At 71.9% G+C, this 25,795-nt stretch carries 25 protein-coding genes, 6 pseudogenes and 1 riboswitch; of the genes and pseudogenes, 18 read left to right on the top strand and 13 right to left on the bottom strand.

The genetic code is table 11. The annotated features are described in order from the left end of the window. Window positions 1-43 precede the first annotated feature (43 nt). A riboswitch (cobalamin riboswitch) is annotated at window positions 44-202 on the top strand. The 10 genes and pseudogenes from ACWC5C_RS21885 to ACWC5C_RS21840 all read left to right on the top strand — a co-directional run. Further along, window positions 184-1,164, top strand: a pseudogene (locus ACWC5C_RS21885) (FecCD family ABC transporter permease); the annotation flags it as partial. It overlaps the preceding riboswitch by 19 nt. Window positions 1,165-1,171: 7 nt before the next feature. Next, window positions 1,172-1,798 (top strand): annotated as a pseudogene (locus ACWC5C_RS21880) (ABC transporter ATP-binding protein); the annotation flags it as partial. A 154-nt stretch (window positions 1,799-1,952) separates the two neighbouring features. Beyond that, a complete protein-coding gene (gene rpmF, locus ACWC5C_RS21875; RefSeq protein ID WP_450877644.1) occupies window positions 1,953-2,123 on the top strand; it encodes a 50S ribosomal protein L32 in 171 nt (56 codons plus the stop codon). Between the two features lie 7 nt (window positions 2,124-2,130). Further along, complete coding sequence (locus ACWC5C_RS21870; protein ID WP_450877642.1) at window positions 2,131-3,351, top strand: GTP-binding protein; 1,221 nt, start codon at window positions 2,131-2,133, stop codon at window positions 3,349-3,351. Between the two features lie 44 nt (window positions 3,352-3,395). Then, window positions 3,396-3,947 carry a GNAT family N-acetyltransferase gene (locus tag ACWC5C_RS21865; protein WP_450877640.1) on the top strand — a complete coding sequence of 184 codons (552 nt, stop codon included), beginning with the start codon at window positions 3,396-3,398 and terminating at the stop codon, window positions 3,945-3,947. Window positions 3,948-3,951: 4 nt separating this feature from the next. Next, window positions 3,952-4,793 (top strand): annotated as a pseudogene (locus ACWC5C_RS21860) (ABC transporter permease). A 50-nt stretch (window positions 4,794-4,843) separates the two neighbouring features. Then, window positions 4,844-5,805 (top strand): annotated as a pseudogene (locus ACWC5C_RS21855) (ABC transporter ATP-binding protein). Further along, entirely contained in the window at window positions 5,798-6,541 is a 744-nt protein-coding gene (locus ACWC5C_RS21850) for an ABC transporter ATP-binding protein (protein ID WP_450877638.1), read from the top strand. Before ACWC5C_RS21855 ends, ACWC5C_RS21850 begins: the two are co-directional and overlap by 8 nt. Before the next feature lie 9 nt (window positions 6,542-6,550). Then, on the top strand, window positions 6,551-7,864 hold the full coding sequence (gene thiI, locus ACWC5C_RS21845; RefSeq protein WP_450877636.1) for a tRNA uracil 4-sulfurtransferase ThiI: 1,314 nt from the start codon (window positions 6,551-6,553) through the stop codon (window positions 7,862-7,864). Between the two features lie 124 nt (window positions 7,865-7,988). Continuing rightward, window positions 7,989-8,666, top strand: coding sequence for a pyridoxine/pyridoxamine 5'-phosphate oxidase (locus tag ACWC5C_RS21840; protein ID WP_450877634.1), 678 nt, complete (start codon window positions 7,989-7,991; stop codon window positions 8,664-8,666). Between the two features lie 62 nt (window positions 8,667-8,728). Here the strand turns inward: ACWC5C_RS21840 and ACWC5C_RS21835 are convergent. The 4 genes and pseudogenes from ACWC5C_RS21835 to ACWC5C_RS21820 form a co-directional block, all read right to left on the bottom strand. Then, window positions 8,729-8,929: pseudogene (locus ACWC5C_RS21835) on the bottom strand (molybdopterin-binding protein); the annotation flags it as partial. Window positions 8,930-9,137: 208 nt separating this feature from the next. Next, window positions 9,138-9,713, bottom strand: a complete 576-nt coding sequence (locus ACWC5C_RS21830; protein WP_450877632.1) for a TetR/AcrR family transcriptional regulator — start codon at window positions 9,711-9,713, stop codon at window positions 9,138-9,140. Between the two features lie 60 nt (window positions 9,714-9,773). Next, the gene (locus tag ACWC5C_RS21825) at window positions 9,774-10,973 is read right to left on the bottom strand and encodes a methyltransferase domain-containing protein (RefSeq protein WP_450877630.1); all 1,200 of its coding nucleotides are present in this window, start codon (window positions 10,971-10,973) and stop codon (window positions 9,774-9,776) included. Between the two features lie 13 nt (window positions 10,974-10,986). Continuing rightward, window positions 10,987-11,427 carry a molybdopterin-dependent oxidoreductase gene (locus ACWC5C_RS21820; protein ID WP_450877628.1) on the bottom strand — a complete coding sequence of 147 codons (441 nt, stop codon included), beginning with the start codon at window positions 11,425-11,427 and terminating at the stop codon, window positions 10,987-10,989. Between the two features lie 177 nt (window positions 11,428-11,604). Here ACWC5C_RS21820 and ACWC5C_RS21815 point away from each other — a divergent pair, with 177 nt between their 5' ends. The 4 genes from ACWC5C_RS21815 to ACWC5C_RS21800 are packed head-to-tail and all read left to right on the top strand — an operon-like array spanning window position 11,605 to window position 14,814. Next, on the top strand, window positions 11,605-11,991 hold the full coding sequence (locus ACWC5C_RS21815; protein ID WP_450877626.1) for a TOBE domain-containing protein: 387 nt from the start codon (window positions 11,605-11,607) through the stop codon (window positions 11,989-11,991). A 35-nt stretch (window positions 11,992-12,026) separates the two neighbouring features. Then, window positions 12,027-12,854 carry a molybdate ABC transporter substrate-binding protein gene (modA, locus tag ACWC5C_RS21810; RefSeq protein ID WP_450877624.1) on the top strand — a complete coding sequence of 276 codons (828 nt, stop codon included), beginning with the start codon at window positions 12,027-12,029 and terminating at the stop codon, window positions 12,852-12,854. After that, on the top strand, window positions 12,851-13,729 hold the full coding sequence (gene modB, locus ACWC5C_RS21805; protein ID WP_450877622.1) for a molybdate ABC transporter permease subunit: 879 nt from the start codon (window positions 12,851-12,853) through the stop codon (window positions 13,727-13,729). Before modA ends, modB begins: the two co-directional genes overlap by 4 nt. Further along, a complete protein-coding gene (locus ACWC5C_RS21800) occupies window positions 13,726-14,814 on the top strand; it encodes an ABC transporter ATP-binding protein (RefSeq protein WP_450877620.1) in 1,089 nt (362 codons plus the stop codon). Before modB ends, ACWC5C_RS21800 begins: the two co-directional genes overlap by 4 nt. A 114-nt stretch (window positions 14,815-14,928) precedes the next feature. On the opposite strand, the gene ACWC5C_RS21795 is transcribed toward ACWC5C_RS21800, so the two are convergent. From ACWC5C_RS21795 to ACWC5C_RS21785, 3 genes are all read right to left on the bottom strand, one after another. Next, window positions 14,929-15,810 (bottom strand): NAD-dependent protein deacetylase of SIR2 family, encoded by an 882-nt coding sequence (locus tag ACWC5C_RS21795; protein WP_450877618.1) that lies wholly within the window; start codon window positions 15,808-15,810, stop codon window positions 14,929-14,931. Beyond that, window positions 15,807-16,745 (bottom strand): protein-ADP-ribose hydrolase, encoded by a 939-nt coding sequence (locus ACWC5C_RS21790; RefSeq protein ID WP_450877616.1) that lies wholly within the window; start codon window positions 16,743-16,745, stop codon window positions 15,807-15,809. Before ACWC5C_RS21790 ends, ACWC5C_RS21795 begins: the two co-directional genes overlap by 4 nt. Window positions 16,746-16,886: 141 nt before the next feature. Then, window positions 16,887-17,648, bottom strand: a complete 762-nt coding sequence (locus ACWC5C_RS21785; RefSeq protein ID WP_450877614.1) for a nuclear transport factor 2 family protein — start codon at window positions 17,646-17,648, stop codon at window positions 16,887-16,889. 160 nt (window positions 17,649-17,808) lie between these two features. Here ACWC5C_RS21785 and ACWC5C_RS21780 point away from each other — a divergent pair, with 160 nt between their 5' ends. Beyond that, window positions 17,809-18,723 (top strand): helix-turn-helix transcriptional regulator, encoded by a 915-nt coding sequence (locus ACWC5C_RS21780; protein WP_450877612.1) that lies wholly within the window; start codon window positions 17,809-17,811, stop codon window positions 18,721-18,723. 215 nt (window positions 18,724-18,938) lie between these two features. Here ACWC5C_RS21780 and ACWC5C_RS21775 read toward each other — a convergent pair whose 3' ends face one another. Next, window positions 18,939-20,147, bottom strand: coding sequence for an FAD-dependent monooxygenase (locus tag ACWC5C_RS21775; protein ID WP_450877610.1), 1,209 nt, complete (start codon window positions 20,145-20,147; stop codon window positions 18,939-18,941). Window positions 20,148-20,262: 115 nt separating this feature from the next. On the opposite strand from ACWC5C_RS21775, the gene ACWC5C_RS21770 reads away from it, so the two are divergent. Both ACWC5C_RS21770 and ACWC5C_RS21765 read left to right on the top strand, forming a co-directional pair. Then, entirely contained in the window at window positions 20,263-20,931 is a 669-nt protein-coding gene (locus tag ACWC5C_RS21770; RefSeq protein ID WP_450877608.1) for a TetR/AcrR family transcriptional regulator, read from the top strand. 13 nt (window positions 20,932-20,944) lie between these two features. Then, window positions 20,945-21,514, top strand: a complete 570-nt coding sequence (locus ACWC5C_RS21765; protein ID WP_450877858.1) for an inositol monophosphatase family protein — start codon at window positions 20,945-20,947, stop codon at window positions 21,512-21,514. Between the two features lie 61 nt (window positions 21,515-21,575). On the opposite strand, the gene cobF is transcribed toward ACWC5C_RS21765, so the two are convergent. The 5 genes and pseudogenes from cobF to ACWC5C_RS21740 all read right to left on the bottom strand — a co-directional run bounded on the left by cobF (window position 21,576) and on the right by ACWC5C_RS21740 (window position 24,567). Next, window positions 21,576-22,376: a precorrin-6A synthase (deacetylating) gene (cobF, locus tag ACWC5C_RS21760; RefSeq protein WP_450877606.1), complete on the bottom strand. Its 801-nt coding sequence runs from the start codon at window positions 22,374-22,376 to the stop codon at window positions 21,576-21,578. A 22-nt stretch (window positions 22,377-22,398) separates the two neighbouring features. Continuing rightward, entirely contained in the window at window positions 22,399-22,725 is a 327-nt protein-coding gene (locus tag ACWC5C_RS21755; RefSeq protein ID WP_450877604.1) for an FAD-dependent monooxygenase, read from the bottom strand. Between the two features lie 10 nt (window positions 22,726-22,735). Next, window positions 22,736-22,852: pseudogene (locus ACWC5C_RS21750) on the bottom strand (FAD-dependent monooxygenase); the annotation flags it as partial. Between the two features lie 65 nt (window positions 22,853-22,917). After that, window positions 22,918-24,150, bottom strand: a complete 1,233-nt coding sequence (locus ACWC5C_RS21745; RefSeq protein ID WP_450877602.1) for a cation:proton antiporter — start codon at window positions 24,148-24,150, stop codon at window positions 22,918-22,920. 3 nt (window positions 24,151-24,153) lie between these two features. Then, window positions 24,154-24,567, bottom strand: coding sequence for a hypothetical protein (locus tag ACWC5C_RS21740; RefSeq protein ID WP_450877600.1), 414 nt, complete (start codon window positions 24,565-24,567; stop codon window positions 24,154-24,156). A gap of 280 nt (window positions 24,568-24,847) precedes the next feature. On the opposite strand from ACWC5C_RS21740, the gene ACWC5C_RS21735 reads away from it, so the two are divergent. After that, complete coding sequence (locus ACWC5C_RS21735; protein ID WP_450877598.1) at window positions 24,848-25,795, top strand: HAMP domain-containing sensor histidine kinase; 948 nt, start codon at window positions 24,848-24,850, stop codon at window positions 25,793-25,795.

Genomic DNA, 25,795 nt, shown 5'->3' with positions numbered 1-25,795 from the left:
CGCTGTGGAGCTGCGGGAGATCTGGACGTGCGCCCTTTATCCGTCACTCAAGGAAAAGTAGGATCACCCGGTCATCACCGCGACGGGAGACAGGAAGCCGGTGCGAATCCGGCACGGTCCCGCCACTGTGACCGGGGAGTGGAACCCTTCGAAGAGGCCACTGAGCACGAGTCCTGCTCCTGGTCCCTCACCGCAGGGCTGGCGATCGGTTCGGTGCGGGTGCCGCCCGGCGAGGTGTGGGGCATCGTGGGACACGGTCTGGGTGCCGACTGGTCGGAGCCGGTCTGGTCCCGGGCGCGCGAGACGATCGTGCTGGACGTACGGGCCCCTCGGGTGCTGCTCGGGGCGGTGACCGGCGCCGGGCTCGCGGTGGTGGGCACCGCCATGCAGGCGCTGGTGCGCAACCCGCTCGCGGAGCCGTATCTGCTGGGCGTGTCCTCCGGGGCGTCCCTGGGCGCGGTCGTCGTGATCGTCTCCGGTGTCGGCCTCTTCGGCACCGTGTCCCTGTCGGTCTCCGCGTTCGCCGGGGCCCTGCTCACCCTGCTGCTCGTGTACACCGCGGCCCGCGCGGGCGGGCGGATCACCTCGGTGCGGCTGGTGCTGTCGGGAGTGGCGGTCGCGTCGGTGCTCACCGCGGTGATGGATCTGCTGCTGCTCACCGCGGACCGGGGCAACCAGGCACGGGAAGTGCTGACCTGGACGCTCGGCGAGCTGGGCGGCGTCCGGTGGGACATGCTGTGGCTGCCCACCACGGCGCTGCTCGTGGGCATCGCCGCGCTGCTGGTACAGGCCCGGTCGCTGAACCTGCTGCTGGCGGGCGAGGAGTCCGCCACGACGATGGGGCTGGACGTGGCGCGGTTCCGCGCCCGGATGTTCGTCCTGCTGTCCCTGGTGACGGGCGTTCTGGTGGCGGCAACGGGGCCGATCGGCTTCGTCGGGCTGATGCTGCCGCACATCGTGCGCATCTTCGTCGGCGGCGACCACCGGCGGCTGCTGCCGACGGCCGCGCTGGCCGGAGCGGTGTTCCTGGTCTGGGCCGACGTCGCCGCCCGCACGGTCGCCGCGCCCATGGAAATCCCCGTCGGCGTCCTGACGGCTCTGTGCGGCGGGCCGTTCTTCCTGTGGCTGATGCGCCGGGACGCCCGGCGGAACACCGAACGGGGGGGGCGGGATGACCGGGGCCGAACTCACCGTCGAGGGGCTGACGCTCACCGCCGGTGCGCACCACCTGGTACGGGACATCTCCCTGACCGCCCGGCCCGGTGAGGTGATCGGTCTGGTCGGTCCCAACGGAAGCGGCAAGTCCAGTCTGCTGCGTGCCGTCTACCGCGTCCTGCGCCCCGACGCCGGGCGCGTCCGCGTCGACGGAGCCGACGCCTGGTCACTGCCCGTGCGGCGACTGGCGCGAACCCTGGCCGCCGTGGTCCAGGAGACGGCGGCGGACTTCGACCTCACGGTGCGGGAGGTGGTGGCGATGGGCCGCACCCCGCACAAACGGCTACTCGAAGGCGAAACCGCCGAGGACGCCCGGCTGATCGAGTCGGCCCTGGAGTCGGTGGACGCGGCCACGCTGGCGGCGCGCCCCTTCGACCGGCTCTCCGGAGGCGAACGCCAGCGGGTACTCATCGCCCGTGCCCTCGCCCAACAGCCGTCCCTGCTCGTACTCGACGAACCGACCAACCACCTCGACATACGGCACCAGTTGGACGTCCTGGGCATCCTGCGGCGGCTGCCCGCCACGGCGCTGGCGGCCCTCCACGACCTCAACCTCGCCGCCTACTACTGCGACCGCCTCTACGCACCGGCGCACCCCAGGTGACCTTCCTGCCCGCGCAAAGCAGCCGACGATCGGGCCGAGTGGCCTGACACACGAAAACGGGACACATGAAAACGGGACCCATTTTCATGTACGGTTACGGGGACAGCGCCGATCAGGAGAGGACCCCTACGTCATGGCCGTGCCCAAGCGGAAGATGTCCCGGAGCAACACCCGCCACCGCCGCGCACAGTGGAAAGCAAGCGCGCCGGAGCTGGTGACGATCACCATCGACGGCCGCGAACATCAGGTGCCGCGACGGCTCGTCCCCGCCTACCGGCGTGGTCTGCTGCGCCCCGAGGGCTGAGCGCGCCATGGCGGGCCAGCTTCCGGTGACGGTCTTGTCGGGTTTCCTGGGGTCCGGCAAGACCACCCTCCTCAACCACCTCCTCACCAACCGCGACGGACTGCGGGTCGCCGTCATCGTCAACGACATGAGCGAGGTGAACATCGACGCGTCACTCGTCCGCGACGGCGACGCGGCTCTCTCCCGCACCGAAGAGCGCCTCGTCGAGATGACCAACGGGTGCATCTGCTGCACCCTGCGCGACGACTTGCTGGAGGAGGTGGACCGGCTCGCTGGAGAGGGACGGTTCGACTATCTCCTCATCGAGTCCAGCGGCATCTCCGAGCCCATGCCCGTCGCCGCCACCTTCGCCTTCCCCCGCGACGACGGCGCCACGCTGGACGAGGTCGCGCGCCTCGACACCATGGTCACGGTCGTGGACGCCGCGAACTTCCTGCCGGAGCTGGACGGCGGCGACGAGCTGGCCGCACGAGGACTGGACCAGTACGAGGACGACGAGCGCACCGTCAGCGATCTCCTCATGGACCAGGTCGAGTTCGCCGATGTCATCGTCCTGAACAAGCTCGACCTGGTCACCCCGGAGACGGCCGAACGGCTGGCGGCGGCGCTGTCGCGGCTCAACCCGGCCGCCCGTCTCGTACCCGCCGCACACGGCCGGGTCGCCCCCACGGACGTGCTCGGCACCGGCCGCTTCGACCTCGAACGCGCCCAGCAGGCGCCCGGCTGGGTCAGGGAACTCAACGGCGACCACATGCCGGAGACCGAGGAGTACGGCATCTCCAGCACCGTCTTCCGCGCCACCAAGCCGTTCCACCCCACCCGGCTGTGGGACTTCATCGCCAATGACCTGGACACCGGGGCCTACGGCAGCATCCTGCGCTCCAAAGGCTTCTTCTGGCTGGCCACCCGCCCCCGGGTGACCGGACTGTGGTCGCAGGCAGGCGTCGTCGCCCGGTTCGAACCCTCCGGAGCCCGGAACGGCCACAGCGAGGCCGGTGAAACCGCCGAGCACGGCCAGGAACTCGTCTTCATCGGCACCGGCCTGCGCCCCGCCTCCCTGCACCACGCCCTGTCCGCGTGCCTGCTCACCGACGAGGAGCATGCGCTGGGCGCCCGGGGCTGGTCGGCCTGGGACGACCCCTTTCCCGCCTGGGAGACCTACGGCCTCGACGAGACGTGCGACCACGAGCATGGTCCGCACGAGGCCGAACCCCTACCGGTGCGCTGAAGCTCGACACGCTGCTGTGTCCACCATCCCCGCAGGAGACCCACGTGACCGATTCCGCACGTCACGCCTACGCCGTGCGCCCCGCCACCACCGCCGACGCCGACGGAGCGCGCCGCGTCATACTCGACACGTTCTACCGGGAGTTCGGCTACGGCTACGTCCCCACGTGGCACCGCGACGTCGTGGACATCGTGGGAACCTACCTCGAAGACCCCCGGCACCTGCTGCTGGTGGCCGTGCACGGCGACGAGGTCGTGGGAACGACCTGCGTTCGCTCGGCGGGGCCGACCCACCCTCCGCATCCCGGGTGGCTCGCCGAGCGCTACCCGTCCGAAACCACCGCGCAGCTGCTCCGCGTCTACGTGCGACCGGAGCACCGACGGCACGGCCTGGCGCGGACGATGGTGCGCCAGGCGTGCGAGTTCGCCGCCGCGACCGACGGCTACGAGAGCATCTACCTGCACACCAACGCCGACATCGCGGGCGCCCTCCCGTTCTGGCACAGCGTGGCGAAAGAAATCTTCGACGCCCGCACCACGGGAGAGCACGGCCCGGGCTTCGCTACGGTGCACTTCGAGATCCCGATGCCACGCTGAGGGGCTGACCCGCCCGTTCACGCGGCTGCCGGTGCGGGTCCGTACCTCGGCCGCGCTGGCCCTCGCGACCGTCCTCGCCGTCCTCGTCCTGCCGCCGCTGGTCCAACTCGACGAGCAGGCCGTCGATCTGGCCGCCAAGCTGCTGCCGCCGAGCCGGGCGCATCCCCTGGGCACCGACGACCTCGGGCGGGACCTGCTGCTGCGCTGCGTCTACGGGCTGCGGGTCTCGCTGCTCGTCGGCGTGGCGGCCGCGCTCTCGCCGCCACCGTGATCGGCACCGCCGTCGGGGCCACCGCCGGGGCTTTGGGCGGCTGGGTCGACCGGGGTGTCATGCGGGTGGTCGACACCTTCTCGTCCGTCCCCCATCTGCTGCTCGGCATCTTCATCGTCGCCATGTTCCGGCCGGGCGTCTGGCCGGTGGTCGTCTCGGTCGGGCTCACCCACTGGCTGTCGACCGCCCGGATCGTCCGCGCCGAGGTCCTTTCCCTGCGTTCGCGCCCGTACATCGACGCCGCCGTCTCCGGTGGCGCGTCCCGGTGGCGGGTGGCGGTGCGGCATCTGCTCCCCGCCGTCCTGCCCCAGGCCACGCTGGCCGCCGTGCTGATGGTGCCGCACGCGATGTGGCACGAGTCGGCCCTGTCCTTCCTCGGACTGGGCCTGTCCACCCATACGGCGAGTCTGGGCACCCTCATCAACAGCGCACGGGGCTCACTGCTCGCCGGGCAGTGGTGGCCCACCCTCTTCCCGGGCCTGTTCATCATCGTCCCCACCCTCGCCATCGCCGGTCTCGCCGGGGCCTGGCGGGAGCGGATCAGCCCCCGCCGCCGATCGGAGCTGATGCTGTGACCCAGCCACACCCCGTCCTGTCGGTGCGCGGGCTGTCGGTGCGCTTCCTCATGCCGGGCGGACGGCGCATCGCCGCCGTCACCGACGCGCATTTCGACGTGGCGGCCGGAGAGTGTCTGGCCCTGATCGGCGAGAGCGGCTGCGGCAAATCCGTCCTCGCCTCCGCGCTCCTCGGGCTGCTCCCCGCCAACGCCCAGGCCGCGGGGCAGGCCCGCCTCGGCGACCTCGATCTGCTCTCCGCCGACGAGCGGACCCTTGCCCGCAAGGGGCGGGGGCGCCTGATCGGACTCGTACCGCAGAGCCCGGCCGCCCATCTCACCCCCGTGCGCACCGTCCGCTCCCAGCTGGAGGAGACGGTCGCCGCGCTGACCGGGGTCCGTGGCCGCGCCGCCGTACGGGCCGCCGCCCTGGCAGCCGCCGAACGCGCCGCGTTCCCCGCGGACCATCTCGACCGCCATCCGCACCAGCTCTCCGGCGGCCTGGCCCAGCGCGCCGCGACCGCGCTCGCCCTCGTCGGCGACCCACCCCTGGTACCCGCCGACGAGCCGACCACCGGGCTCGACCGCGACCTGGTGGACCGTACGGTGGACGAACTGCGCCGCCACGTCGACGAGCCCGGCCGCACGGGCGGAACCGGGCGGGCCCTGCTGATGATCACCCACGACCTCGCCGCGGCAGAACGCATCGCCGACCAGGTCGCCGTCATGTACGCGGGCCGCATCGTGGAACTGGCCGACGCGGACACGTTCTTCGGCCCCACGGGCCCCACGGGCCCCGCCACCCGTACAGCCGCGGCCTCCTCCAAGCCCTCCCGGACCGCTCCTTCACCCCCATCCCCGGCATGCCGCCCGAACTCGGCGACCTCCCCGGCGGCTGCGCCTTCGCTCTGCGCTGCGGACGGGTTTCCCCGGCCTGCGCCGCGCCTCCCCCGACGACCGACGGACTCGCCTGCCATCACCCCCGTCCCGCCGCGTCGGCCCCGGCCCCGGCCCCGGAGGACCTCCGTGCTTGAACTGCGCGCCATCACCGCCGGATACGGCAGAAAAGACCCGGTGGTGCGAAACGCCCACCTGGCCGTCGCGCCCGGCGAAGCCGTCGGCCTGCTCGGCCCCAGCGGCTGCGGCAAGTCCACCCTCGCGCGCGTCGCGGCCCTGCTGCACCGCCCCGACTCCGGCACCCTGCTGCTCGACGGCGAACCCGTACGACGGTGGCGCCACCGCGCCCCGCGCGATCAGCGCACCGCCTTCGGTGTCGTCCTGCAGCAGCCCAGACTCGCCGCGGATCCCCGGCTGCGGCTCACCGACGTGATCGCCGAACCGCTGCGCTCCACCGGCCGCCGCAAGGACATCCCGGAACGTGTCGGCGAGCTGGCCGCGGCGGTCGGCCTGACGCCGGACCTCCTGGGCCGCCGCCCCCACGAGGTCAGCGACGGCCAGCTCCAGCGCGCCTGCCTCGCCCGCGCCCTCGTGCTGCGTCCCCGCTGGCTGATCTGCGACGAGATGACCGCGATGCTCGACGCCTCCACCACCGCCGCGCTGGTCGCGGTCGTCGAGGACCACCGCGCCACCACCGGCGCGGGCCTGCTCGCGGTCGGGCACGACGCGGTGCTCCTGCACCGCTGGTGCGACCGCAGCGTCCATTGGGGCAGCCTGGCTCCTCCCGCCGAGGCGATGCCGCACCACGCTCCGGATCGTCCTACGTTATGGGCGAGGCGGAAGAACACCGCCGACGACGACCGGGACTTCTGAAAGGCTCACATGTCCGCCACCGGCAATCTCTGCGTGCTGCTCAAGCACGGCGAGGTCTTCCTCAAGGGGCACAACCGCCAGCGCTTCACCGAGCGGCTCCACGACAATCTACGGGTGGCTCTGCTCGGGATCGGCGGCTCGACCTGGATCAAGACCGCCCAGAACGTCACCGTGCTCGGCGGTCAGGGGGTCCCGCAGGAGGCGCTGGTGGAGCGGGCCCGGCGGGTCATCGGTTTCAACGCCGTCGAGCCCGCCGTGCGGGTGCCCAGCGCCCTGGAGGAGATAGACCGGGCGGCCGTCGACGCGCTGCGCTCGGTCGCCGCCGAGCGGCCGGGGTGCGGTTTCGCCGTACGGGCGAGGCGGCGGGACAAGACGTTCCCGCTGACGTCGTCCCGGATGGAGCGGCATGTGGGGGCGCGGATCCTGGAGGAGGTCGACGGTGTGCGGGTCGACCTCACCCGGCCCGACGTCGTGCTGACGGTGACGATCGACCGCAAGGAGACGTACCTCTCCTGGACCCGCCACCCCGGTGTGACGGGTCTGCCCGTCGGGTCCAGCGGGCGCGCCCTGGTGCTGCTCTCCGGCGGCTACGACTCCCCCGTGGCCGCCCACCGGGCCATGCGCCGTGGCCTGTCCTGCGACTTCGTGCACTTCAGCGGCGCCCCGTACACCAACCCGTCGTCGGTCTACAAGGCCTACGCCCTGGCCCGCGAGCTGAACCGTTACCAGCCGCCCGGCCGGTTGCATGTCGTCGCGCTGGGCAAGGCCCAGAAGCAGCTGGCGGTGGCCGGTGCGGGCCGGCTCCAGGTCGTCGCCCAGCGGCGGCTGATGGTACGGACCGCCTCCGAGCTGGCCGCCCGCACCGGCGCGCAGGCCCTGGTGACGGGCGACAGCCTGGGGCAGGTGGCGAGCCAGACGCTGGCCAACCTGGTGGCGGTGGACGAGGCCGCGGCGCTGCCGGTGCTGCGTCCGCTGATCGGCTGGGAGAAGCAGGAGATCATCGACGAGGCGAGGTCCATCGGCACGGCCGACATCTCGGTGCTGCCCGATGAGGACTGCTGCCAGCTCCTGACACCCCCACGGGTCACCACCCGGGCCGGTGTGCCCCAGCTGCGGGCCGTCGAGAAGCGGCTCGACCTCGACGAGGTGACGGAGGCCCTGCTGGACAGCGTCCAGGTGATGCTGCCCGGAGCGGACGGGGACGGGGACAGCGACGCCTACGCCACGCCCGGCGCGCAGGCGAGCGGAGAGGCGGTTACCGTCCCGCAGTCGCGGTCGGCCCCTGCGGCTGCTCCGTCATGCGCGGCAGATACGTGTCCATGATCCACCCATGCCGCCAGCCGGGCCGCGCGTGTTCGTTCGTCATCCGCCATGGTGGCGAACGTCCGGTTGCCTATCCTGCTGCGGCACATCGAATTGGTCCGTGTGGAGAGGTGGCATCCGGCACATGCACAGCATGCACAACACGCACGAGACGATGCGCGGCAGGCTCAGATCGCTCCCGGTGTTCGCGGACGTGGGTGGCGCGCACATCGAGGAGCGCGGGCTGCCGGACAACCCCGTGCCCGCGATCGGCGCGTGGATCCTCGCGGCGGGTGCCGCGGGCCAGCAGGAACCGCATGCCATGAGCCTGTGCACGGTGGACGCGTCGGGGGTTCCGTCGAGCCGGGTTCTGATCGTCAAGGACATCGACGACGACCGACTGTTCTTCGCGACCCCCTCCGACAGCCGCAAGGGCCTCGACATCGCAGCGAATCCGCAGGTGGCGGCCCACTTCCACTGGCCGGTCACCGGGCAGCAGGTACGGATCGTGGGGACCGCGGCCGACCAGGGCCGCGCCGCCTCCGAGGCGGACTTCGCCGAGCGGGGGCGCGGCTCCCGGCTCGCCGCCCACCTCCACCGGCCCGGCCCGCTCCCCGACCGGCACACGGCGCTGGCCGAGTACGAACGCCTCGGCTCCCGCTACCCGGGCGAGGTGCCGTGCCCTCCGGCCTGGACCCTCTACGCCATCACCCCCACCGAGGTCGAGTTCTGGGCAGCGAGCGTCGACCGGGTCCACCACCGGGTGGTGTACCGCAGGGACACCGTCCGTGCTCCCTGGCGCCATGAACTGCTGTGGCCGTGACGTAGCGGGAGTTCAGGAGAGCGGGTGGGCAGCGGGCGTCCGGTCAGGCCCGCGAGGAGCGGGGCCAGCAGAGTGTGCGCTGCCGTGAGAGCGGCGTACGGATTGCCGGGCAGGCCCAGGATCCAGCGGCCGTCCGGGAGTTGGGCCAGCAACTGGGGATGGCCGGGGCGGCAGGCGACCGTGTCCACGATCCACCGGGCGCCGCTCTCGCCCAGCAGCGCCCGCAACTGGTCGGTGGCACCGACCGAGGTGGAGCCGGTCACCAGGACGCACACGCGGGGCCGCCGTCGTACCGGAAGGGTGCCGGGGCCACGGGCGGCGGCCAGGCCGATCAGGGCGGGACCGATCCGGGTCCCGGGCGGCGCCAGGCACGCACCGGCCGGGGCGTCCTCGCCCGCGCGTACGGTGCCCCGCAGCCGCCAGGGGCCGGGCCTCCCACTGTGCCACCGCCCGTTTACCGCCGACGACCAGTCACATTGCCGGTGGCCACCGGTCCGCGTTCTGTCGGCGGAGGCCGTCGAGGATGACGCTCATCAGGGGCCGCGCCGTTGATTCCCACACGTCCCGGTCCAGTCGGCCGAGGTAGGCGATGAGCAGGAGGACGCCGGGAGCGTCCACGTCGGTGCGGAGGGAACCGGCCGCCTTCCCGGCGTCCAGCAGGTGGGCGAGGGCACCTTCGATCGGGTTGTGGCTGTGGGCGACGAGGTCCTGCCACGCCACCGGTTCGAGCGCCGCCAGGACACCGCGCTTGATCTCGGCGTAGTCGATGACTCGGTCGAGCCAGTGGCGCAGGGCTTCCACCGGCTCGTGTTCCGCCAGCAGCGCGGAGGCGGCGGTCACGAGTTCTTCGACATCGCGCCGGTACACCTCGGCGAGAAGCGCTTCTCGGTTGGGGAAGTTCCGGTAGAGCGTCCCCTGCCCCACCCCGGCGCGCTTCGCGATCTCGTTGAGGCGTACGTCGCTGGACTCGGCGAGGGCCGCGCGGGCGGCCTCCACGATGCGGGTCCGGTTCTGCACCGCGTCCATACGGCGAGCTGGCGCGTTCATAGGCCTCTTCAGATACTCCGGGGATCAGAACTCATGGTCAGAAATGTTCCGTCCGCGACATCAGCGGACGCGGACGGCGCGGGCCAGGAAGTGGCGAGTGGCGTCCTCGTAGAGGTCCAGGGCCCATCCGGCGGTGTGCAGCGCGGGCCGCAGGTTCTCCTCGGCCAGCGGGTCGTCCGGGTCGAGTGGACGGCCGTGGCGGGCGGCCCGCTCGGCGCGGCCGGAAGGGTGGTAGAGCAGCAGCACACCGCCCGGGGCGGTCACCCTGGCCCACTCGCACAGCGCCACCGCGGGGTCGGGCACATGGTTGATCAGGCCCGCGCTGAAGCTGCCGTCCACCGCCCCGGCCGCCAACGGCAGTCGGCAGGCGTCGGCCATGAGCAGCCGGGCGAGGCCCGCGCGGCCCTCCACGGCGGCGGTGGCGGAGAGCATCGCCGGGGTGAGTTCCACACCGAGGACCAGGCCCTCGTCACCGACTTCCGCGCGCAGCGCGGGCAGCGCCCGTCCGCTGCCGCACCCCACGTCCAGGGCCCGCTGGCCGGGCCGCAGGCCCATGCGGGCGACCGCCGCCGCGTACCTCGGGGTGTCGTCGGCGAAGCGCTCTTCCCACGTGGCCGCCATCGAGGTGAAGAAGGCCCGGGTCCGGCTCCGCGCGGCGCGGCCCGCCACGAGCGCGGCGAAGCGGGCGAAGGCGTCCACGGCCGCCTTGTCGACCTCCAGATGAAACTGCACGCCCCACGCCGAGCCGCCGATCCGGAACGCCTGAACCGAGTAGCGGTCGCAGGAGGCCAGCAGTGTCGCCCCGGTGGGCAGGTCCATGGTGTCGCCGTGCCAGTGCAGGACGGTCAGCTGCCCCGGGGCGTCGGCGAACAGCGGATCGGTGTGCGCGGCCGGTGCGGTTCGTACCTCGCCCCAGCCGATCTGCGACCCCGAACCGGTGCGGGCCCGGCCGCCCGCCGCCTCCGCGAGGAGCTGGGCGCCGAGACAGATCCCGAGTACGGGAACTTCGGCTTCCAGCGCCGTCCGCAGCAGCGCCAGCTCCTCCGTACGGCCGGGAAAGTCCTCGTACGCCGCCGCCGGACCGCCCATCACCACCAGCGCCGCGGCGCCGCCCAGCGACTCGGGCACCGGGTCCCCCGCCCAGGTCCGGCAGGCCCGAATCGGCAGTCCGGCCGCCTCCAGCGCCGTCCCCATGGCGTACGGACCTTCCTGCGGCGCATGCTCCACGATCAGCACATCCGCGGTGGCAGCAAGGCTCACTCGCTCGCTCTCCTCACGTCCACGCGGGGTAACCGCCGTCCACGCGCACCGCGTCGATGCCGCTGATGTGCCGGGCTCCGCAGCGGTCCTGAGGCAGCGCGAGCTGAGGACCCGCCCGGTCGAGCGGGGCGTCGTCGATGGTGACCGCGAGCAGGACGGGAGCGCGCCCGAAGTCCGGGTCGATCTCCGCCCACGTCAGCATCGCGCGGTGGCCGTCCGCGCCGTGTACGGCGATCAGGAAGCGCAGGCGGTCCTTGCGCTTGGCGGGGTCGAAACCGGGACCGGCGTCCACGAGGACGTCATGCAGGAGCGGCCCGGTGAAGCGGTGGTGCTGTATGCCGCTGGTGGCGCACTCGAAACTGACCTGTGCCCGGTGCTGGGGCCAGGCCATCAGGTCGGACACCGTCAGCCGGGCCGGACGGGTCAGATCGCCGGTGAGAACGAGTTCGGCCACCGGGTGGTCGTATTCGCAGGGGCGAGGGACTGACTCACGGGCTACCACCTCCTGGCTGACCCGTGCCCGAACACCTATCCCGTACAAACGCACATGCCATGCTCTCAGATCAGGGGTCCAGCTCATGCGAAGGGACAGGGGTATATGCCCTGGCATCTGCGGCAGTATGATCCAGGCATGCACACCTACCGGATCGGGGACGCGGCCGCCTTGCTCGGTGTCAGCGCCGACACCGTGAGGCGTTTGGTCGACGGCGGGAAACTGACCGCCGAACGGGACGAACTGGGCCGCCGGATCATCCCCGGGCCGACTCTCGCGGCCTACGCCCGGGAGGTCCACCGCATGGAGCGGGAGTCCGCCGGTTCCTCGGCGCGCAACCGCTTCTCCGGCATCGTCACCGATGTGATCCTCGGTGATGTGTCGGCGCAGGTGGAGATCCAGGCCGGACCGTTCCGGGTGGTGGCGATGGTCAGCCGCGAATCGGCTGAGGAGCTGAAGCTGGAGCCTGGCGTTCCGGCGGATGCCGTGATCAAGTCGACCAACGTGGTTGTCGAGAGACCGTAAATGTGTCCGTCAGGACCAAAGGGAGTGGACCCGTGATGACCCGTTCCGCGCGCCGGACCCGCCGGACGTCGCAGGTGGCTGCTGCTGGCGCCGCAGCCCTGCTGGCCCTCAGCGCCTGCTCGTCGTCCGGCGATTCCTCGTCGAAGAAGTCGGACTCCTCCGATTCCGGCTCCGCCTCGGACAAGGTGTCCGGCACGGTGACCGTCTTCGCGGCCGCCTCGCTGAAGGAGAGCTTCACCGAGCTGAAGAAGACCTTCGAGAAGGAGCACCCCGGCACGAAGGTGACCTTCAGCTTCGGTGGCAGCGACGCCCTCGCCGCGAGCATCACCGGTGGCGCCCCGGCCGACGTGTTCGCCGCCGCCAGCCCCAAGACGATGAAGACCGTCATGGACAAGGGGGACACCTCCGGCAAGCCCGCCACCTTCGTGCGCAATCAGCTGGAGATCGCCACCCTGCCGGGCAACCCCGACAAGATCTCTTCCCTGAAGAGCCTCACCAAGTCCGGGCTGAAGGTCGTCCTGTGCGACAAGACGGTCCCGTGCGGGGCCGCCGCTCAGAAGGCCCTTGACGCCAGCAAGCTCAAGCTCACCCCGGTCTCCTACGAGCAGGACGTCAAGAGCGCCCTGAACAAGGTGCAGTTGAAGGAGGCCGACGCGGCCGTCGTCTACAAGACCGATGTGAAGGCGGCGGGCGACAAGGTGCAGGGCGTGGAGTTCCCCGAGTCGGCCAAGGCCATCAACGACTACCCGATCGCCTCGCTGAAGAACGCCCCCAACGCCCCCGCGGCCAAGGCGTTCATCCAGCTGGTGCAGTCCGCCGAGGGCCAGAAGGTGCTCGGCAAGGCCGGGTTCCTGAAGCCGTGACCTCGCAGGCCCCGCAGGACAAGGCAGACGCCGCGGAGACCTTGGAGGGCGCTCCGCGGCGCGGCCGGGACCGGGGCCGTGTCCGTGGCCGGGTCCGCAAGGGCGCCCCGCTGCCGCTGCTCCTGCCCGCGCTGATCGGCCTGGCGTTCCTGCTCGTCCCGCTCGTCGCCCTGCTGGTCCGGGCCCCCTGGCGCAGCCTGCCCGACCTGCTGACCAGCACCGAGGTCTGGCAGGCGCTCCAGCTCTCCCTGGTCTGCGCCACGGCCGCGACCGCGGTGAGTCTGGTCGTCGGTGTACCGCTCGCCTGGCTGCTGGCCCGGGTCGAGTTCCCCGGGCGTGGCCTCGTACGGGCGCTGGTGACCCTGCCGCTCGTCCTGCCGCCGGTGGTGGGCGGTGTGGCGCTGCTGATGGCGCTCGGGCGCAACGGGGTCGTCGGGCAGTGGCTGGACTCCTGGTTCGGGATCACGCTGCCGTTCACCACCACGGGGGTTGTGGTGGCCGAGGCGTTCGTGGCGATGCCGTTCCTCGTCATCAGCGTCGAGGGCACGCTGCGCGCCGCCGACCCCCGCTACGAGGAGGCCGCCACCACCCTGGGCGCCTCCCGCTTCACGGCCTTCCGCCGGGTCACGCTCCCCCTCATCGCCCCCGGCATCGCGGCGGGCGCCGTGCTCGCGTGGGCCCGCGCGCTGGGCGAGTTCGGCGCGACGATCACGTTCGCGGGCAACTTCCCCGGCCGCACCCAGACCATGCCGCTCGCCGTCTACCTCGCCCTCCAGAACGACCCGGACGCGGCCATCGCCCTCAGCCTGGTCCTGCTGGCCGTGTCCATCGCGGTACTGGCCGGGCTCCGTGACCGCTGGATGACCGCCTCATGACCCACACCGAGAAGACGACGCACAGCACGACGGGTGCCCGGGGCGGTGCGGGGCTCAACGCCCGGCTCGTGATCGAGCGCGGTTCGTTCCGTCTCGACGTGGCGCTGACCGCGACGCCCGGTGACGTCGTCGCGCTCCTCGGCCCCAACGGCGCGGGCAAGACCACCGCCCTGCGCGCGCTCGCCGGACTCACCCCGCTCACCGGCGGCCATCTCCGGCTGGACGGCGCCGAGTTGGACCGTACGCCCCCGGAGTCCCGCCCGGTCGGTGTGGTCTTCCAGGACTATCTGCTCTTCCCCCACCTCTCCGCACTCGACAACGTGGCCTTCGGCCTCCGCTGCCACGGCGCCACCAAGGCGGAGGCCCGTGCGGAGGCCGCCGAGTGGCTGGACCACATGGGCCTCGCCGACCACGCCGGAGCCAAACCCCGCCGCCTCTCCGGCGGGCAGGCCCAGCGCGTCGCCCTCGCCCGCGCCCTGGCCACCCGCCCCCGGCTGCTGCTCCTCGACGAACCCCTCGCCGCCCTCGACGCCCGCACCCGCCTCGACGTCCGCGCCCGGCTCCGCCGCCACTTGGCCGAGTTCGAGGCGGTCGCCGTGCTGGTCACCCACGACCCGCTCGACGCCATGGTCCTGGCCGACCACCTCGTCGTCATCGAGGACGGCCAGATCGTCCAGGAGGGCGCCCCGCCCGATATCGCCCGCCGCCCGCGCACGGACTACATCGCACACCTGGTCGGCCTCAACCTCTACCGGGGCGAGGCCGAGGGCCACACGGTGCGCGTCGACGGCGGGCCCGAGGTCACGACCACGGACGATCTGACGGGTCCGGTCTTCGTCGCGTTCCCGCCGAGCGCGGTCACCCTGTACCGCGACTGCCCTACCGGCTCCAGCGCCCGCAACCTCTGGCACTGCGAGGTCACCGGCCTGGAGACCAACGGCGACCAGGTACGTGCCGACCTCACCGGCGACCTCCGCCTCGCCGCGGACCTCACCACGGTCGCCGCGACCGAACTCGAACTCCACCCGGGCGCCACGGTGTGGGCGGCGGTCAAGGCCGCCCAGACACACGCCTACCCCGCCTGATTCCCGGCCGGACCCATCACCCCCGGCCAACCCCACCTGCGCATCGTCGTCCAAAGCCCGGAGTGGTAGAACGCTTTGGCCGCGGCCTTGTTCTTTTCCGGGGCGCTCATGGTGTCACCGTAGGGTCGGGCGCCGGTGCGGCGCGGTGAGTATGTCCAGCAGGCGGCCCGCGCCGACGGGGACCGGCAGGGCCCGATCGGCGAGGTCGGCGGGGGTTTCGGGATGGTCGGGGTTGACGCGGACGAGACGTGCGGCGGGGAAGTGGCGGGCGAGGTGTTCGCCAGGCCGCCGGATCACGCCGGGGGTGTTGAATCCGGCGCCGAACTCCAGGATCAGCAGGCGGGTATCGGCGGGCGCCGTGCCCAGCCACTCCTGGAGGCGGTGGCCCGCGGGGAGGTACGGGGTGTCGACGAACTGGGGGCCGACGCGGACGTTGATCTCGACCTCGCCTCCGCAGTTCGGGCATCGGGGCAGGGCAGCGGGGGCGGTGACGGCGCCGGTGGCCGGGTCGTAGGCGGCGAGGAGCTGTCCGACGAGAGGGCGGCTGTCCCACGTGGCGGGAGTGCAGGGGGTGCCGCACTGGTAACGGCCGTAGTCGCCCTGCGGGGTGAAGATCCGGTCGGGCGCGAAGCCACCCCGGGCGAAGAGACCGTCCACGTTGGACGTCATCACCCACTGGTCCTTGCCGTCGACCAGTGCGCGCAGCCGCTGGTAAAGGGGGTTGGGGGCGGTGGAGAAGCGAACGTCGTCGATATGGACGGCCCAGTAGCCCCACAACAGCGCCGGCGGCAGGGGCACGCCGACCATGTAGCGGGAGCGCAGGCCACGGCGGTACAGGGCGGGAAAGAGCTGCCGAAAGCGGTCCTCGTCGCCGTAGTCGTATCCGGCGGCGGCGCTCAGTCCGGCCCCGGCGGTGATCAGGACGCGATCGGCCTCCGAGAGCCAGGTGCGTATCGTGCCGACGGCGGCTGCCAGGTCGAAGACGGGCTGGTTCATCGGGACGGGGTCCCTTCGGTCAGTGCCTGGGTGTAGGCGGCGTGGTCGTCGTCCGCGTACACGTTGAAGATCACGCGGTCGAGCCGTCCGGGGTGGGTCGCGAGCCAGTCGGCCACGGTGTCCAGGGCGGTGCGGGCAGCGGGCTTCCGGGGGTAGCCGAAGACGCCGGTGCTGATGCCGCAGAACGCGACGGTGCGCAGACCGTCGACCTCGGCGGCGAGGTCGAGACAAGCACGGTACGAGGCCGCCAGCGCCTGTTCGTGCACCGGGCGCAAAGGGCCGTCGACGATGGGGCCGACGGTGTGCAGGACGTAGCGGGCGGGCAGCTGGTAACCACGGGTGATCTTGGCGGTGCCGGTCGGTTCCGGGTGGCCCTGCCGGGTCATGATCGTGTGGCAGTCGGCGCGCAGGCGGGGGCCGGCCGCGGCGTGGATGGCGTTGTCGATACACGGGTGCATCGGGGCGAAGCAGCCGAGCAAGGCGCTGTTGGCGGCGTTCACGACGGCATCGGCGCCAAGGGTGGTGATGTCGCCCTGCCAGAGCGCCGTACGGTCGGCGGCCCGGTATGTGGTGGGGGGAAGTGTGGTGCGGATGGTGGGCAGCGAGGCGGCGTCGGTGGTGCCGCGCGCCACGCGTTCGCCGGACAGGAGCGCGTCCAGCACACGGGCGGTCCCGCCGGGCAGAGGGGCTGCCTCCCGGACGGTCAGCACAGCGCGCAGGAGTCGCCGGGCGGCGGCATCGTCGAGCCGGTCCGCCGCGCCGGGGCGCAGCCCGGCCCGCACTGCCGCCGGGTCGTCGCCCAGCAGGCCGAGCGCCTCGCGGACCAGGCCATCGGACCGTTGATCCGGTTCATGGCAGATGGCGGGCCGGAACGGCTCGTCCAGGGCGACGGCGGCGCGGTAGGCGGCGATCGGCAGTGCGGTCGGGGCGTACACGGTTGTCCTCCGGGCAGTGGGGCACGTGACGGGTCGTAGGTCTGGCGCACGGCACGCCGTAGTGCCCTCACCCGTTCGCCGGTGGGGCACTGCGGCGTGGTCGGGCCCGGGGGCCACCTCGGCGGGGGTGCCGGTCCGGTGTCAGAACAGGCCGTTGGAGTGCGGGAGTTCGGCGGGCACGGGGACGACGACGTCCCAGTGCTCGACGATCTTGCCGTCCTGGACACGGAAGAGGTCGTAGTACGCGGCGGGGACGCCGAACTCGCCCTCGGACTGGACCAGGACGAAGTCACCGTCGGCGATGACCTTGTGGACGGTCTTGTAGACGAGGTTCTTGCCCTGCTCGGACCACTTCGCGACGGCGGCGCCGAAGCCGTCGAGGCCGTCGGCCGCTTCCGGGTTGTGCTGGTGGTAGGTCTCGGTCGAGATGTAGTCGGTCAGGACCGAGTAGTCGGCGCCCTTGAGGACCTTCTCGGCGAACTCCCCCACCAAGGCGCGGTTGGCCTCGGTCTTGTCCTGGTCGCCCGGCTCGGTGGGGCCGTCGGTCTGGGAGCGGCCGGAGGCGGTGTCCTCGACCAGCGGGGTCAGGGCGTCCCAGTGCTCGGCGAGCTTGCCGTCGGCGTCGACGCGGAAGATGTCGAAGGCGACCAGCGGGACGGGGCCGAAGCCGTGGTACGTGCCGTGCAGGACGACCAGGTCGCCGTCGGCGATCACCCGGGCGCCCTCGTACCGGAAGCCCTCCGGCAGCCCGGCGACCAGCTGGCGCAGCGCCTCGGGGCCGTCGGCGGCCAGGGCGCTGTGCTGGCGGTAATCGGCGGCGGCCCAGCGGTCCACCGCGCTCGGGTCCTTCTTTCCGAACAGCTCACCGGCTGCGGTCAGGACGGTGTTCTTGGCGTTGCTCATGACGGTTCTCCTCGCAAGGTCAGGTTGTAGGGGAGGCTTGGAAGGTTGTGGTCGCTCCTCACCTCTTACTGCTTTCCGACATCGGCTCGGCTCCGGACGAGCTGACACCTTCACGTTATGGGCGCTGAGCAGGCCGAATCGGATACGCTGACGACTCACCATGGTCAAAAAGCGACACGATGCCGATCGAGGCATCCCGGAGATCTCCTTCGCCGCACCCGCAGGCACCCCCGCCGGCGTAGAAGTGCTGTCCCTCGCAGACCTGCGCCACCGGGTCCCCGCAGAGCGGCTCGTGGTCCCCCAGCGCCCGGGCTTCCACCACCTGATCACCCTCACCGGCGGGACCCTGTGGCACACGGTCGACTTCACCGCCTACGCCCTCGAACCCGGCTCCTGGCTCTGGGTACGCCCCGGGCAGGTCCAGCAGTGGGGCGACCTCACCCACGCCGACGGCACCCTGGTCCTCTTCGGCCAGGACTTCCTCGACCCGGCCACCACACACGGCGCGAGCACAGAAGACCCGCACGCCCCGATCCTGCGCCGCCCCCTCCCCGACGACGAAGCGGCCCTGCGGCTGGCCGCCGACCACCTCACCACCGAGTTCCACGCCCTCGGACACCTGCCCCTCGAGGTCCACACCGCGGCCCTCCGCCACCTGCTCGCGGTCCTCGTCCTGCGGCTGGCCCACCTCACCGCCCCCGCCGGCAGCCCCGCCCCCGAACCCGACGCCACCTACCTGCGCTTCCGCGATGCCGTGGAACGGGACTTCGCGCGCACCCGCCGGGTGGAGGACTACGCCGAAACGCTCGGCTACTCGGTCCGCACCCTCTCCCGCGCCACGCTCGCCGCCGCCGGTCTCGGCGCCAAGGAGTTCATCGACCGCCGCGTCGTCCTGGAGGCCAAGCGCCTCCTGGCCCACAGCGACCAGGCCGCCGCCCGCATCGCCGACCGCCTCGGCTTCTCCAGCGCGACCCACTTCAGCAAGTACTTCCACCACCGCACCGGCCACACCCCGATCACCTTCCGCGACACGGTCCGCGGGGGCTGGACAGCCGTACGCCGCGAGCAGTCCTGAACCGAGGACCTTCCGGCATCTGCCGGTGGACAGCGGCAGCGGCCAGGTCGTACCCCCATCGCTTCGTCGTGAAGCCGTGGGGCTCGCCGCCCGGGGTGGCCGTCCGGTTCCTGGAGCAGCGCGACGGTGCTCAGGCAGTTGTCGTGGAGCGCCATCACGTGGATCTTCGCCCAGAAGGCGGTGGGCCCACGGCTGGCGCCGTCACGGTCGGCGGATCAGGCGGCGGCGGGGTCGATGGACTTGTCCTTGAACGAGCCCGCGAGGAGGGTCTTCATCACGCGCTTGCCGACCGGGTTGCCCGCCAGCGAGGTGATGAGGGTGCGGCTGAGCTTGTCCCGGCGGGTCTGGGGGACGAACATCCCCAGTTCCTTGCGGCCGTGTTCTTGCATGGTGGTGATGAAGGGCCGCAGCTTCTGGTCCCACTCGCGCAGTGCGCGCGAGGGATTGCCCGGGTTGCGCTGGAGCATGGTGCCGAGGAGGTCGGCGCCGACGATGGCGCTGGAGGCGCCCATGCCGGAGTACAGCGTCGGGCACCAAGCGGCGTCGCCGAGGAGGACGACGCGGTCGGTGTGCCAGGTCGGCATCACCACCTGGTGGACGGAGTCGAAGAGGTAGTCGTCGGCCTGCTCGAACTGCTGGAGGAGGTTCTCCAGCACCGGTCCGCCGGGTTCGGGGCCGAAGGCGCGGCGCAGCGACTCGATGGGCGGGCGCCGGAACTCCGCGTCCTCGTCGTCGGTGCGGTAGGAGAGCAGCAGCCCCGGCCGGTGGTCGGAGAAGGCGAAGACCCAGGCGGAACGGCCCGGTTCCGCCAGGATGATGCCGTCGGTGAGTGCGTAGCCGGGTACGGGTTCTTTGAGGACCGTGGCGGCGATGATGTGGTGGAACGGGCGCAGGTAGTCGGCGTGGGGGCCGAAGACCATCGGGCGCACGGTGGAGCGCAGGCCGTCGGCCCCCACCACGAGGTCGAACCGCTCCGTGGTCTCGACGGTGGCCGCTCCCGAGGTGGTGCGCAGCGTGACGTCCACACCACCGGGGTGCTCCTCCATGGCCGCCGGTGTCGTGCCGTAGCGGATGTCGGTGAGGGGCTCGACGGAGTCGTAGAGGGCGGCCTCGATGTCGCCCCGGAGCAGCAGGCGGGGAGAGCCGGGCAGGTCGCCGTATCCCAGGCCGGGCCGTCGGCGGCCTTTGCGGTCGATGTCGTACGTCTTGCTCTCGTAGGTGGCCCGGTTGCCGATGGCGTCGAGCACGCCCATCCGCTGCGCGGCGTACTTGCCGGTGTCGAACAGCCCGATGAAGTAGCCCGCGGGACGGCGCCGGGGAGCGCGCTCGACGATCAGGGTTTCCCAGCCGATGTCGTGCAGGCGCAGGGCCGTGGACAGGCCCCCGATCCCCATGCCCACGATCAGGGCGCGCGGCTTGTTCATGGCGGTCCTTTCTTCGGCGCAGCAGACGCTAAGCGGAGATGACATCTCCACTTACGGCAGCCACTGTAGCACCAAACCGGAGATCCCTTCTCCGGTTACGGGGTACAGTGGACTCATGAGCAGCCGATCCGTCTCCACCCCGCCCTCCGGGAACACTCCGGCGCGCCCTCTGCGGGCGGACGCCGAACGCAATCGGCAGCGCATCATCGCCGCTGCTCAGGAGGTCTTCGCCGAACGAGGGCTGGACGTCACCCTCGATGACATCGCCCATCACGCGGGGGTCGGTGTCGGTACCGTCTACCGCCGCTTCTCGGGCCGCGAGGAACTCATCGAGGCCGTCTTCGAAGACGCGGTGCGGCAGGTGGTCGCGCATGCGGAGCAGGTCCTCACCCGGGACGATCCCTGGGAGGGGCTCGTGGAGTTCCTCCAGGCCACCGCCCAGCGCTTCGCCGAAAGCCGCGGACTGAGAGAGGTCCTGCTGGGCGGCGCGCACAGCAGGCCCCGGGTGGACGCCGTCCGGGAGCATCTCCACCCCCTGATCGGCGATGTCTTCGCGCGGGCCCAGCAGCACGGCCCGCTCCGCGACGACATCGAGGCGACGGACTTCCCCTTCATCCACATCATGCTCGGAGCCGTCACCCAGAACGGCAGGGCCGTCGCACCGGACCTGTGGAAGCGCTACTTCACCCTCATCCTGGACGGCATGCGCCGCGACCGGAGCGGCCCGTCCCCCCTCCCCCACCGCGCGCTCGCCCCGGACGAAGTCCACCAGGCCATGATGTGATGCCCGCTTCGCGATAGCCGCCGCGCGTGCCGGTGCGGAGGCCGTACGCGCCAGGTACGGGCGGCGGCTCACCCGCATCGACAAAGGTGCCGGGGACTTCGCCACTGACGCCGATGTGGCGGCCGAGGAGGCGATCCTCGGCGTCATCCGTGCCGCGCGGCCTGAGGACGGCGCGACCGCTTGGGTTCGGCACGACGGGGGCGACACGCGGCTGGCGCCGACGGCTGCCACCCAGTTGGTGGACGTGAACCTGGATCCGCCCTTTCCGAGCGCGCCTGGATTCAGGGCCGTGGACGTGCTCGCTCACCCCGGGTTCGTCGAACGGTTCCGGCCACGAGTCGTGTCCACGACGCTGGCGCTGGCCTGGGTCGCGGCCGGAAAGCGCGCCGCATACGTCACCGATGGCGGTGACCTCGCCGGGAGCGTGCACTTCGCCGCCGGTATCGCTCTGTGCCGGGCCGCTGGCTGCGTCATCACCGGAGTCGATGGCACGCCGATCGGGCAGGCGGGCCGAGGGCTCGTCGTGGCCTCGGACGCCGAGACTCACGGGCTGCTGTTGTCGATGATCCGCGGTCGAGGCTAGTGTCTTCGTGGCGCCGGTTGACACCCCACAGGGTGTCGTCGCCGACCCAGCGGAGAGGCGGTTACGGTCCCTCAGGCGCGGTCGGCTGCTCCCTCATGCGCAGCAGATACGTGTCCATGATCCACCCATGCCGCTCACGCGCCTCGGCCCGCACCCGCCGGATGCGGTCGGACACCTCCCGCAGGGGGCCCGCCACCAGCAGCTCGTCCGGTGTGCCGAGGTAGGCGCCCCAGTAGATCCAGACGTCGTCTCCTTCGACGCGCGTGAACGACTCGTGCGCGTCGAGCATCACGACGATGTCGCCCTCGTCGTTCTGGCCCACGTCGGAGAGCCGTCGGGCCGGGGTGATGTGCACCGGCCGTCCCACCTGGTTCAGGGGGATGCGGTGGCGTGCGGCGAGCGAGGAGACACTGCTGATGCCGGGGATGACCTCGATGTCCGGCGCGACGGCGCCGCGTTGCTCGATGTCGGCGAGGATGCCGAGGGTGCTGTCGTACAACGACGGATCGCCCCACACGAGGAACGCGCCCGTCTCGTCGGCCGTCATCTCCTCGCGCAGCATGTCCTCGAAGAGGTCCGCGCGGCGGGTGCGCCAGTCCTGGACGGCCGAGGTGTACTCGCCCCGGTCCATCGGACGCCGGTCCCTGCTCGGGTCGTCCACCTCCACGACCCGGTAGGGCCCCCGCGCGTGCTCCTCCAGCATGCGGTGACGCAGATCCGTGAGGGAGGACTTGGCGTCCCCCTTGCCGACGATGAAGAACACGTCGGCGCGGCGCATCGCCTTGACCGCCCCGAGCGTCAGGTGGTCGGGGTCGCCCGCTCCGATACCGATGACGAGAATCCGGCGTTGCTGCGTGGTCATGGAGGGCAGTCTCCCAGGTCGGCTATGCCGCCACGGCGGTTCGTGCCCCGCGATGTCGGTGAGGTCGGTTGGGTCGGTGAGGTCGGTGCCCTGCGGGTCCGGTCCGGGTTTGCCGATCCGGCAGACCCGCACCGCTTCCTCGGGTGTGCGCCGCGTCTCCCGCGAGGAACACGCGGTCGATACGGAAGCGGTCGGCCATCGCCGCCCGGATCCGGAGAGCGGATACCCAGCGGACCTCGCGGACCGTGAGGTCGTGTCCCGTGCGGTGCTGGAGTAACCGCCGCAGCGCCTGCGGTGCGGTGTCCCGGCCGACGTCCGGCTGCGCACCGGGAGCGGTGAAGTGGACCACCACGGCCCCCGTCGGCGGCCATGAGGTAACGGGCCCGGATCACGTCTTCGCCGCCGTCGGAGTGCCGCACGGTCGCGGTGACGGCGTGCGTGTCCTGGGCGAGGGCGGTCAGTTCGCTGTGGAGCTCGACATGCCCTCCGAGTTCCTACGCGTGCCCGGGAACGCCCGTCCGTCCCGGTGCCGGATCGGTGCTCACCGGGCCGGGTCGGCCTGTGGGGCGGCGGGCGTGGGAGGGCGGGGGCGGTCGCCGGGCGGCAGGAAGGGGGCGGCGTGCAGGGCGCGGGCGAGGAGGTGCGAGCGCCCGGCGACGATGGGGCTGAGGACGGCGAGGACGAGGACGTACCCGGCGATGAACGGGGCGAGGCGGTCATCGAGTCCCGCACCGGCGGCCATGGCGGCCAGGATCAGCGCGAACTCGCCACGTCCCAGGAGCGTGGTGGCGATGTTCGCGGCCTGCTGGGGGCCGTAGCGGTACAGGCGTGCCGCGAACAGTCCCGCGACCACGTTCATGGCGATGGTCAGTGCGGTCGCGGCGGCGACCGGTACGGCGACGGAGGCGAGGTTCGCGGGGTTGATGGCCAGGCCGAAGGCGAAGAAGAAGATGGCGGCGAAGGCGTCGCGCAGCGGATGCACCAGTTCGCGGATCCGAGGCCCGGAGGGGGTTCCGGCGAGGATCAGGCCGACCATGAAGGCGCCGATGGCGTCGACCACCCCGAGGACCTCGGAAACGCCCGCGACGAGTATGGCGGCGCCGAGGAAGGTGGTGACCAGCAGTTCGTTGTCGCGCACCGCGACCAGGCGCCCGATCAGGCGGGTGCCGTAGCGGGCCGCGATGGCCAGCACCATCAGGAAGCCGAACGCCTTGGCCGCTTGAAGGAGGGTTTCCGTGACGCCCTGGGCGCCGCTGATGACGGGCTGGAGCGCGGCCAGATACAGGGCGAGGAAGACGTCCTCGACAACGGTGACGCCCAGGATCAGGCGGGTCTCGGGGCGGGCGAGGCGACCGAGGTCGATGAGGATCTTGGTGACGATCGCGGAGGAGGAGATGCCCAGAACGCCGGAGAGGACCAGGGCTTCGCGTGCTCCCCATCCCAGGGCGAACCCGAATCCCAGCCCCGCGCCGACGTTCAGCAGCAGGTAGGTGCCACCGGCGGCCAGCAGGCGCCTGCCGCCGCTCTTGAGATCGTCGAGGTGGAACTCCAGCCCCAGGTAGAACAACAGGAGGACCAGCCCGAGCGCGGAGAGCATCTCGAAGTCGTGCGGGTTCTCCACCAGGACCGGGCCCGGGGTGTGGGGGCCGAGCAGGATCCCGGCGAGGATGAACAGCGGGATCGTCGGCAGCCCGATCCGTCTGCCGAGACGGGCGAAGACGGCGGCGGCCAGGAAGGCGCCGCCCATGGCGAGCAGGGTGTCAGCGTGTCCCACGGGTCACGACCTTCCGCAGCGTGGTGGGTGTGGTGTGTCGCGGCTGGCGGGAGGGGATACGTCCTCCTTCGTTCCGGGGCTGGCAGGTGTTCCGGGGCTGGCAGGCTCTGATGGTCCCTGCCGGGTGGGGCGCGGCGCCGCGCGTAAGGGGCGGCCCCGGTCGGGTGGCGGCGCGAGCAGATGCGCCGCCCCCGCGGTGACCAGACCGGCCGCGAGGAGCAGGCCCTGCGGCAGCACCATGCCCATGACCAGCATCACCACGGAGAGGGCCAGCAGTGCCCGGGCCGGGCCGCGCCGCCGCCGGGCCGCGTGCGCCCTGCTCGGGTGTCCTGCGGCCGGACCGTGGGCGCCGGGAGAGGCGCTTCGCTGTGTCCGCGCCTGGACGTCGTGCGAGGGCTGGGTGCCGGGCCGCGCCATGGCTTCCTCCCTCCGGGGACCGGCAAAAGGCGGGCTCCATGCCACCGTCACACGCGGCCTCGCGGCCTCACCATCGGGTGCGGCACCCATTTCGGCGGGGGCCCGACCCCCACGAGCGGCCGTCATGTGGGCACCGGCACCGATGGACGCCGCCGCACCGCACCCGGCAGTCTGGCTATAAGGGCCGAAGCCCCCTCGACGGCAGCCAGGGCACCCGCGTCGGTGTGCGGAACCGGACCGGTCGCAGCCGTCGGCGCGGCGACGGGAGGAGGCGGTATCGATGTCCCTCTTCTGGCGGATCTTCCTGCTCAACGCCGTGGTGCTGATAGCGGCGACCACCCTGCTGCTGGGACCGGTCACCGTCTCCACCCCCGTCCTGCTCACCGAGGCCGCCGTCCTGACCGCCGGACTGGCCGCGATGCTCATCGCCAACGGCGTGCTGCTACGCGTCGGGCTCGCCCCGCTGCAACGCCTCACGCGTGCCATGACCACCACCGACCTGCTGCGACCGGGAACGCGTCCGGCCGTCGGCGGCCACGGCGAGGTCGCCGAACTGATCACGACCTTCAACGCCATGCTCGACCGGCTGGAGGCCGAACGCGCCACCAGCGCCGTCCGCGCCCTGTCCGCGCAAGAGGCCGAACGCCACCGCATCGCCCAGGAACTCCACGACGAGATCGGCCAGACCCTCACCGCCGTCCTGCTCGAGCTGAAAAGCGTCGCCGACCACGCGCCATCCGCCGTACGCGAGGAACTCCACCAGGTCCAGGAGACCACCCGCGCCAGCCTCGACGAGATCCGCCGCATCGCCCGCCGACTGCGCCCCGGCGTCCTGGAAGAACTCGGACTGGCCAGCGCCCTCAAAGCCCTCACCAGCGAGTTCACCGGCCCCACCCTGGCCGTACGCCACCACGTCGACGCCGACCTGCCGCCCCTGAGCCGCGACACGGAACTCGTCGTCTACCGCGTCGCTCAGGAAGGCCTGACCAACGCCGCCCGCCACTCGGGCGCCCGCCGCGTCGACCTCACCCTCAAGCGCGTCCCCGCGGGGATGGAGCTGAGCGTCCGCGACGACGGCCACGGCATCCAGGGCGCCGCCGAAGGGGCGGGCATCAGCGGCATGCGCGAACGCGCCCTTCTCATCGGCGCCGACCTCACCCTGAGCCCCCGCCCCGACAGCGGCACCGAGGTACGTCTCGTCGTGCCCCTCCACCACGAAAGCCACTGA

It is taken from the genome of Streptomyces sp. NPDC001700, assembly GCF_053596435.1.
The sequence above is the reverse complement of the archived record's forward strand: the minus strand, read 5'-3'. Positions and strand labels throughout refer to the sequence as shown.

Coding starts and splice junctions, on each gene's coding strand:
- ACWC5C_RS21840 (WP_450877634.1), top strand. CDS start 7,989: ATGCACAGCATGCACAACACGCACGAGACGATGCGCGGCAGGCTCAGA.
- rpmF (WP_450877644.1), top strand. CDS start 1,953: ATGGCCGTGCCCAAGCGGAAGATGTCCCGGAGCAACACCCGCCACCGC.
- ACWC5C_RS21775 (WP_450877610.1), bottom strand. CDS start 20,147: ATGAACAAGCCGCGCGCCCTGATCGTGGGCATGGGGATCGGGGGCCTG.
- ACWC5C_RS21780 (WP_450877612.1), top strand. CDS start 17,809: ATGGTCAAAAAGCGACACGATGCCGATCGAGGCATCCCGGAGATCTCC.
- ACWC5C_RS21800 (WP_450877620.1), top strand. CDS start 13,726: ATGACCCACACCGAGAAGACGACGCACAGCACGACGGGTGCCCGGGGC.
- ACWC5C_RS21770 (WP_450877608.1), top strand. CDS start 20,263: ATGAGCAGCCGATCCGTCTCCACCCCGCCCTCCGGGAACACTCCGGCG.
- ACWC5C_RS21795 (WP_450877618.1), bottom strand. CDS start 15,810: ATGAACCAGCCCGTCTTCGACCTGGCAGCCGCCGTCGGCACGATACGC.
- ACWC5C_RS21870 (WP_450877642.1), top strand. CDS start 2,131: ATGGCGGGCCAGCTTCCGGTGACGGTCTTGTCGGGTTTCCTGGGGTCC.
- thiI (WP_450877636.1), top strand. CDS start 6,551: ATGTCCGCCACCGGCAATCTCTGCGTGCTGCTCAAGCACGGCGAGGTC.
- ACWC5C_RS21830 (WP_450877632.1), bottom strand. CDS start 9,713: ATGAACGCGCCAGCTCGCCGTATGGACGCGGTGCAGAACCGGACCCGC.
- modA (WP_450877624.1), top strand. CDS start 12,027: ATGACCCGTTCCGCGCGCCGGACCCGCCGGACGTCGCAGGTGGCTGCT.
- ACWC5C_RS21740 (WP_450877600.1), bottom strand. CDS start 24,567: ATGGCGCGGCCCGGCACCCAGCCCTCGCACGACGTCCAGGCGCGGACA.
- ACWC5C_RS21815 (WP_450877626.1), top strand. CDS start 11,605: ATGCACACCTACCGGATCGGGGACGCGGCCGCCTTGCTCGGTGTCAGC.
- ACWC5C_RS21785 (WP_450877614.1), bottom strand. CDS start 17,648: ATGAGCAACGCCAAGAACACCGTCCTGACCGCAGCCGGTGAGCTGTTC.
- ACWC5C_RS21735 (WP_450877598.1), top strand. CDS start 24,848: ATGTCCCTCTTCTGGCGGATCTTCCTGCTCAACGCCGTGGTGCTGATA.
- cobF (WP_450877606.1), bottom strand. CDS start 22,376: ATGACCACGCAGCAACGCCGGATTCTCGTCATCGGTATCGGAGCGGGC.